This window comes from Pseudomonas sp. FW305-3-2-15-C-LB1 (assembly GCF_058787615.1).
On the sequence record NZ_JBYSZX010000009.1, the window covers coordinates 231,628 to 240,359 of the forward strand.

Here is an 8,732-nt window from a genome sequence, read left to right on the forward strand (position 1 = left end):
GGCTTGCCCCCGATGAGGCCAGTGGCCTCACCGCAGAATTTCAGTCGAACATGAACAGCGCATCATTGCTGAACTGCGCTTCGAACCGATTCGCCGGCATCGGCCGCCCGAACAGATAGCCCTGCACCTCATCGCAGCCATGCTCACGCAGGAAATCCAGCTGTTCATGGGTTTCCACCCCCTCGGCGATCACCGCCAGGTTCAGGCTGTGGGCCATGGCGATAATGGCGCGGGCGATCTGGGCGTCCTGTTCGCCGGAGGGCAGGCCGTCGACGAAGGTGCGGTCGATCTTCAGCACGTCGATGGGGAACTGCTTGAGGTAGTTGAGCGACGAGTAACCGGTGCCAAAGTCGTCGACCGCAATGCTCAGGCCCAGGTTCTTCAGGCTGTCGAGGATCTGCATGGCCTCGTTGACCTCACGCATCAGGATGCTTTCGGTCAGCTCCAGCTCCAGGCACGCCGGCGGCAGGCCGGTGTCCTTGAGGATGGTGGCGATGCGCGTACCCAACTGGCCGTCGGAGAATTGTCGCGCCGAGATATTCACCGAGACTTTCGGCACCCGCACCTTGTTCTGGTGCCAGGTCTTGAGCTGGCGACAGGCTTCGCTGATTACCCAGTCGCCCACGTCCACCACCAGGCCCAACTCTTCCAGCACCGGGATGAAGTCTCCCGGCGGCACCAGCCCGCGTCGAGGGTGGCGCCAGCGCAGCAGGGCTTCGGCGCCGGTCAGGCGTTTGCCGTCGCCGCTGAACTGCGGCTGGTAATAGAGCACGAATTCGTTCTGGTCCAGGGCGTGGCGCAGGTCGCTTTCCAACTCCAGGCGTTCCAGGGCGCTGGCGTTCATGTCGGCCTGGTAGAACTGGAAGTTGTTCTTGCCGCGTTCCTTGGCGTGATACATCGCCGTGTCGGCGTTTTTCATCAACTGGCTCAGTTCGTTACCGTCCTGCGGGCTCAGGGCGATACCGATACTGGCGGTCACGAAGAACTCACGACCTTCCAGTACGAAAGGTTTCACCAGGCTGGCGAGGATCTGCTCGGCCACATGAATCGCACGGTTGAGTGCCATGTCACGGTTGACCCGTGGCTGCAGGAGCAAGGTGAACTCATCACCGCCCATGCGCGCCACAGTGTCGTCTTCGGCGACGCAGCCCAGCAGGCGGGTGGCCATTTCCTTGAGCATGCGGTCGCCGGCGGCGTGGCCCAGGGAGTCGTTGATCGGCTTGAAGCGGTCGAGGTCGAGGAACATCAGCACCACCCACGACTTCTGCCGTTCGGCGGACTGCAGCGCGGTGTGCAGGCGGTCCTGGAACAGTGTGCGGTTGGGCAGGTGGGTCAGGGCGTCGTAATAGGCCAGGCGGTGGATGCGCTGCTCGCTGGCCTTGCGCTCGCTGATGTCACTGAAGAAGCATACATAGCTGGCCAGGTCGCCTTCGTCGTCGAACACCGCAGTAATGCCGACCCACGCCGGGTAATGCTCGCCATTGCGGCGCTTGAGCCACACTTCGCCTTCCCAGGTACTGTGCTGGTGCAATTGCTTGAGCACATAGCGCAGGTGGGCTTCCTGCTGTTCATCGACGGTGAGCATGTTCGGCAACTGGTCGAGTACATCGCTGACCGCATAGCCGCTGACCCGGCTGAACGCCTCGTTGGCCTGCACGATATAGCCGGCGGGGTCAGTGATCAGGATCGCCGAAGTGGAGTGCTCGAATACCGTGGCCGCCATGCGCAGGTCTTTCTCGGCGCGGCGTTGCTGGCTGATGTCGCGGCCCACCCCAAGGATGCCCTCGAAAGCGCCGTGTTCGTCCCACACCAGCACCAGGCGCAGTTCGATCGGCACCTTGCGACCGTCGGCGCGCAGGCAGTCGAACAGGAACAGCTGGGTCTGGATCTCATCACGCAGCCTGTTCAGTGCATCAGGATCGCCCAGCGCGCGGCTGACCTGTTCCATCAGGCTGTAAATGCCGGTCAGTTGCTGCGGGTTGGCGATGATCGACTGCCAGCCGTTCTTGAACACCCAGTCCACGTCATAGCCGAGCACGGCGTTGACCGACGGGCTGACGTAGTTGAGGGCCAACTGACTGTCGGTGGAACAGATCACGTCGCTGATACTTTCGGCCAGCATGCGGTAGCGTTGTTCGCTGTCACGCAGGGATTCGCTGGCTTCGATCTGGTCGGTGATGTCCTTGGCCACGCCGATGATGCGGGTGATCTGCGCGGTCTTGTCCCGCGCCAGGGCTTGTTCGCGGATATCGAAGCGCCGCCATTCATTATTGCGGTGACGGAAGCGCAACTGGCATTGCAGTTGGGTGGTGTAGCCGACCTGGCGCTGTTGCTGGCGCAAGTCGTGGTAATGCTCGGCGTCTTCGGGGTGCAGCAGGATTTCCCAGAAGTACTCGCCCATTTGCTGCAATTCGGCCTTGTTATAGCCGAGGGTGTGGCCCAGATGGTGGTTGCTGAAAATCATGCGCTGGCTGATTACGTCCTGCACATACAGGTGGTCGGGCACGGTGCGCACCACGTCCGACCAGAAACTCTCGCGTTCCACCAGCGACAGTTCGATCAGCTTGCGGCTGGTGATATCGCTGATGCTGAGGATCACCGCCTTGAAATCGTCCTGCTGCTCGGGCAGGCGCATCACCAGCCACAGGTATTGCTCGTTGCCGGCCACGTCCTTGAGCTGGATTTCCAGCTCCAACTGGCTTTGTCGGGTCAGCACGGCTTCGAGTATCTGGTAACCGATGGACGTGGCGTTGCGTGGGCAGTCATCGATCAGGCGTTCCCAGGCCTGCTCGCAGGAACCTACGTTCAACAGGCTGACCGCCACCTGGTTGACCTCGGTGACGCGCAGCTCCTTGAGCAGTTGCTGGCGCTCGCTGGGGTTGTGCTGCAGCCAGGCGTGCAGCTGCTCGCGGGTCTCCAGCCGAGTCTTGTCGAAGAACGCGTTCAGCCCCGACAGGTCCAGCACGCACAGGGCCACGCCGGTGCCTTCGAAAATATCCTGGTAGCGCCGCCGCCCCTCATGCACCTGGCGCTGACGGCGGCGCATGTTCAGCAGCACGATCACCGGGATCAACGAGAACGCCAGGCCCAGCAGGCATTTGCCGATGAAGGCCGGCAGCAGTTGCTCCAGCACCGCGCTGCGGTCGAACAGCCCGCGCAGTTGCCAGTCGCTTTTGCTCAACGGTGTGATCAGTACGCTTTTATTCAGTTCGTCGGGGGTCAATGCAGACGCCCACTGCGCCGGCATGCCGCTGTCGCGGCTGACCACGCGATGGTTGAGGCGGTTCTCGATGGCCCACATCGGGCGCTGGCCCTGGCCGTCCTGACGGGTGAGGTTGGTCAGGTAGTTGGGGGCCAGGCGCAGCGCCCAATACATCCGTGAGCCGCCACTGGGCTGATGCAACAGTAGATAGATGAGGGTGCCGTCGTTGCTGTTGCTCAGGTAATAAGACTGGCCGTGGCTGCGTTGCACCAGTTCTTCGAGCCAGGCGCTGTCCTGGCTGTCGCTGGCACTGTCGCTGATCATCGCGCCGCTGGGGGCAAGCAGGGCGATGCTGCGCAATTCCGGCAGCGAACGTTGCAAGGTCCGCATCAAGGCCTGTTGCTGTTCGCTGTCACGCGGTGGCTCGACCATCGGCAGCAGGTTCAGGGCGATCTTTGCGCTGAGGGCCATGTTCAGGCTGATCTGTTCAGCCAGGTCGGCGCTGTAGTCGATGGTGTATTGCTGCTGGTTCTTCTGGTTTTGCTGCAACTGGTCCAGCAGTTGCCAGAACAATAACGCGAGCAGCATAAGGACAAGCGTCGCCAATGCGCCTTTGAGGGTGCCGTGCAGGGGCGCTCCCGGCGCTATATGAGCGGCGCGCAGGGGAGTTGGCGGCGTGACTTTGGACAAGCTGTGATCCTGCGGTTTGGCTGGACTGGCGCGCGACGTGCACTATAAGCCGGACGCCCGGAGGGCGGCTAGCATGCCTTGACTTGTGGCAAAGTGCCAGCCCTTGCCTGGCTGGACTGACCAAGCGCATTCAGGTAGCTTTGCCGGTTACGCGGGGGCGTTCCAGCCCCAGATATTCAGGCTTTATACCGCACGCTGGCATTGATGATAGTCAACGGCCCGCGCCGCGCATGGCCTGGCACGGGCTTCGCCCGCTTAATTCATCAGTCACTGACGCTAGGTTCACCATGGCTCAATACGTCTTCACCATGCATCGGCTGGGCAAAGTTGTCCCTCCGAAGCGGGAAATCCTGAAAAACATTTCGCTGTCCTTTTTCCCTGGCGCCAAGATCGGCGTACTCGGCCTCAACGGTTCGGGTAAATCCACGCTGCTGAAAATCATGGCCGGCGTCGACACCGAGTTCGAAGGCGAAGCCCGCCCGATGCCAGACCTGAACATCGGCTACCTGCCGCAAGAGCCGGTCCTGGATCCGACCAAGACCGTGCGTGAAGTGGTCGAAGAAGCCGTCAGCGTGATCAAGGACGCCCAGGCGCGCCTGGACGAGGTCTACGCCGCCTACGCCGAACCGGATGCCGACTTCGACAAGCTCGCCGCCGAACAGGCCAAGCTCGAAGCTATCCTGCAGGCCGGCGACGGTCATAACCTGGAGCGCCAGCTGGAAGTCGCCGCCGACGCGCTGCGCCTGCCGGCATGGGACGCCAAGGTCGAACACCTGTCCGGTGGCGAGAAGCGCCGCGTGGCCCTGTGCCGCCTGCTGCTGTCGGCCCCCGACATGCTGCTGCTCGACGAACCGACCAACCACCTGGACGCCGATTCCGTCGCCTGGCTGGAACACTTCCTTCACGATTTCCCAGGCACCGTGGTTGCGATCACGCACGACCGCTACTTCCTGGACAACGTCGCCGGCTGGATCCTCGAGCTCGACCGTGGCGCCGGTATCCCTTACGAGGGCAACTACTCCGGTTGGCTGGAAGCCAAGTCCGACCGTCTGGCCGCCGAATCCAAGCAGCAATCGGCCCATGAAAAAGCCATGAAGGAAGAACTGGAGTGGGTGCGCAAAGGCGCCAAGGCCCGCCAGTCCAAGTCCAAGGCGCGTCTGCAACGCTTTGAAGAAATGCAATCGCAGGAATTCCAGAAGCGCTCGGAAACCAACGAGATCTACATCCCGGCCGGTCCGCGCCTGGGTGACAAGGTCATCGAGTTCAAGAACGTGACCAAAGGCTATGGCGACCGCGTACTGATCGACAACCTGTCGTTCTCCATGCCAAAAGGCGCGATCGTCGGCGTAATCGGCGGTAACGGTGCGGGTAAATCCACGCTGTTCCGCATGCTGATGGGCAAGGAAACCCCGGATTCGGGCACCATCGAAGTCGGCGAAACCGTGCAACTGGCCTGCGTGGACCAGAGCCGTGAAGACCTCGACGGCAGCAAGACCGTGTTCCAGCAGATTTCCGACGGCTCCGACCAGATCCGCATCGGCAACTATGAAATCCCATCCCGTACCTATGTAGGCCGTTTCAACTTCAAGGGCGGCGACCAACAGAAGTTCGTCAAGGACCTGTCCGGTGGTGAGCGCGGTCGCTTGCACCTGGCCCTGACCCTGAAGGAGGGCGGCAACGTCCTGCTGCTCGACGAACCGTCCAACGACCTCGACGTTGAAACCCTGCGTTCCCTGGAAGAAGCCCTGCTGGACTTCCCGGGTGCTGCCATTGTGATCTCTCACGATCGGTGGTTCCTTGACCGCGTCGCGACGCACATCCTGGCGTACGAAGACGACTCGCAAGCGGTGTTCTTCGAAGGTAACTACACCGAGTACGAAGCGGACCGTAAAAAACGCTTGGGCGAAGCTGCTGCCCAGCCGCACCGTGTGCGTCACAAAAAACTGGCCTGATCCGGGCTGGTGGTTTGAAAGAGCGGAGCCTTCGGGCTCCGTTTTTTTGCCTGGAAATTGATGGTGCATGCGGTTTGATTTGAATCCCTGAAAGGGTGCATAAAAGCCCCTAAAACTGGATACATTTATATAAAACGCACCATTTAAATTCACAAAGGCGACATTTTGCCCTGTCGTAGTGCGGAATGAATTGATAAAGTCCGGCTCAATCTCCGTTAACAACTAAAAATTTGCCGAGACTTTTCATGATCGAATCCGTCGAATCTTTCCTCGCCCGCCTCAAGAAACGCGACCCTGATCAACCGGAATTCCACCAGGCCGTAGAAGAAGTCCTACGCAGCCTGTGGCCGTTTCTTGAAGCCAACCCCCACTACCTGACCTCGGGCATCCTGGAGCGCATCTGCGAGCCGGAACGCGCGATTACCTTCCGGGTGTCGTGGGTGGATGATCATGGCAGGGTCCAGGTCAATCGCGGTTTCCGTATCCAGATGAACAGCGCCATCGGCCCTTACAAAGGCGGCTTGCGCTTCCACCCGTCGGTCAACCTGGGCGTGCTGAAATTCCTCGCCTTCGAGCAGACCTTCAAGAATTCCCTGACGTCGCTGCCCATGGGCGGCGGCAAAGGCGGCTCGGACTTTGATCCAAAAGGTAAGAGCGACGCCGAAGTCATGCGCTTCTGCCAGGCCTTCATGAGCGAGTTGTATCGCCATATCGGCGCGGATGTGGACGTGCCGGCCGGTGATATCGGCGTAGGTGCCCGTGAGATCGGCTTCCTGTTCGGCCAGTACAAGCGCCTGAGCAACCAGTTCACCTCGGTGCTGACCGGCAAGGGCATGACCTACGGCGGCAGCCTGATTCGCCCGGAAGCCACCGGTTTTGGCTGCGTGTACTTCGCCGAAGAAATGCTCAAGCGCAACAACCAGCGGGTTGAAGGCAAGCGCGTGGCGGTGTCCGGTTCCGGCAACGTGGCGCAATACGCGGCGCGCAAGGTCATGGACCTGGGTGGCAAAGTGATTTCCCTGTCCGACTCCGAAGGCACCCTGTACGCGGAAAGCGGTTTGACCGAGGAGCAATGGTCGGCCCTGCTGGAGCTGAAAAACGTGCAGCGCGGGCGCATCAGCGAACTGGCTTCGCGTTATGGCTTGGAATTCCGCGCCGGTAAAACCCCTTGGGAACTGGCCTGCGATATTGCACTGCCCTGCGCTACGCAGAACGAACTCGACGCCGAGGCCGCCCGCACTCTACTGCGCAACGGCTGCATCTGCGTGGCCGAAGGCGCCAACATGCCGACCACCCTGGAGGCTGTGGATATCTTTATCGAGGCCGGCATTCTGTTCGCCCCGGGCAAGGCGTCCAATGCCGGTGGCGTGGCGGTGAGTGGCCTGGAAATGTCACAGAACGCCATGCGCCTGCTGTGGACCGCCGGTGAGGTGGACAGCAAGCTGCACAACATCATGCAGTCGATCCACCATGCCTGCGTGCACTACGGCGAAGAAAACGGCCGCATCAACTACGTCAAAGGCGCGAACATCGCAGGTTTTGTCAAAGTTGCCGACGCGATGCTGGCCCAAGGCATCGTCTAGGCCTCGGGCTCGACCCGCAGCACTTCGATCAACTGATCGCCGACGGGGCGTTGCCACAACACCTCGTCGCCGACCTGGGCGCCCAGCAAGGCGCGGCCCAGGGGCGAGCCCCAGTTGATCAAGCCTGCGCCGGCATCGGCCTGGTCTTCACCGACCAACTGAATGCGTTGCTGTTCGTCCAGCTCATTGGCGAAGGTCACCCAACTGCCGATCTGCACCTTGTCGGTGGACGTCGCCGGTGCCACCACTTGGGCGCTTTGCACCCGTTGGTTGAAGTAACGCAAATCCCGCTCAAGATCCGCCTGGCGCTGTTTATCGCCTTTGGCGGATTCCAGGCCATATTCGTGCTGCAACTGCGCAACCTTGGCCTGCAACTGCGCCAGCCCTTGCGCGGTGAGGCGGTTGGGTTGCTCGCTGACCTGGCGCTCCACCGGCTGGTCGGCCTGGGCAGCGGCGTTGTCCTCGTTTACAAAAGCTCGGCTCATCACGTTCTCCCTCAATGGAGTTTGGGCCATGATCGCCGCGCATTAGTTTCGATGGATGTCTGAAAGCGACCTACTGCGAACGATAGGCCCGGGCGGCGTCGCGGTCCTTCTCGTGCTGCCAAACGCGTTCGCGGTCATCCCAGTGATTGTCCTTGTAGTCGCGCAGCTCTTCGTTCTCGCGCATGGCCTTGCACTGGCGAAAGCCATCTTCCCAGCCCTCGGCGTATTCACGGACCTTGAGATAACGCGGCACGTTCTTGCGGAACTCCCCGCTGATCACCCCGGCCGCCTGGCGACCGCTGCTGCAACCGTCATCAAAACCATCGGCAAACGCCGGTGGGTAACCCTTGGCCAACAACTCTTGATGGGTCGACTGGCAACCCGCCAACACCACCAATGCACACATCATTACCGCACACCGCCACATGGCGTACTCCCTGGCCGTTTCACGGCTGATAGGGGAAGTCTAGAAGGGTAATTGTCGGGGAGGTGTGAAAGGGAGGTGAGAATGGCGTTGGGTCAAAGGGGCATCAACGACGATTCGCTTTAAATTGCAGGACGTTTCCTAGAGAATCTCTGGCCTATTGTGCCGTACCGTTTGGATCATTAGCCTCTTTGGGTCGCTGCATATCAGCGACCGGGTTTAGCGATCCGAGCCTCAAGAGTGGCACCGCTCCCAAAAGTATTAGCTGGCATCTGTTAGCTTTTAGCGTTTTATGGCGGCTGTGTGCGGGAGACTTTTGGGGACTGTCAGATTTTTTGTGTGCGGGCCGGTAACGGCCTGCCGTCAGGCAGGCCCTAATTCTCACCAGGTTGGCCT

Annotated in this window: 5 protein-coding genes; 2 read left to right on the forward strand and 3 right to left on the reverse strand. The window is 60.9% G+C overall.

Features of this window, described 5'->3' with window-relative positions; genetic code table 11:
* Window positions 1-40: 40 nt before the first annotated feature.
* Window positions 41-3,892, reverse strand: a complete 3,852-nt coding sequence (locus AC3WP7_RS19295; protein WP_093514372.1) for a sensor domain-containing protein — start codon at window positions 3,890-3,892, stop codon at window positions 41-43.
* Window positions 3,893-4,179: 287 nt separating this feature from the next.
* Here AC3WP7_RS19295 and ettA point away from each other — a divergent pair, with 287 nt between their 5' ends.
* A complete protein-coding gene (ettA, locus tag AC3WP7_RS19300; RefSeq protein WP_102592416.1) occupies window positions 4,180-5,844 on the forward strand; it encodes an energy-dependent translational throttle protein EttA in 1,665 nt (554 codons plus the stop codon).
* Between the two features lie 245 nt (window positions 5,845-6,089).
* Window positions 6,090-7,427 carry an NADP-specific glutamate dehydrogenase gene (gene gdhA / locus AC3WP7_RS19305; protein WP_071489965.1) on the forward strand — a complete coding sequence of 446 codons (1,338 nt, stop codon included), beginning with the start codon at window positions 6,090-6,092 and terminating at the stop codon, window positions 7,425-7,427.
* Here gdhA and AC3WP7_RS19310 read toward each other — a convergent pair.
* Window positions 7,424-7,912 (reverse strand): GreA/GreB family elongation factor, encoded by a 489-nt coding sequence (locus AC3WP7_RS19310; RefSeq protein WP_093514373.1) that lies wholly within the window; start codon window positions 7,910-7,912, stop codon window positions 7,424-7,426. The two genes, gdhA and AC3WP7_RS19310, sit on opposite strands and share 4 nt — an antisense overlap.
* A gap of 70 nt (window positions 7,913-7,982) precedes the next feature.
* Window positions 7,983-8,339 (reverse strand): hypothetical protein, encoded by a 357-nt coding sequence (locus AC3WP7_RS19315; RefSeq protein ID WP_093514374.1) that lies wholly within the window; start codon window positions 8,337-8,339, stop codon window positions 7,983-7,985.
* Window positions 8,340-8,732 lie beyond the last annotated feature (393 nt).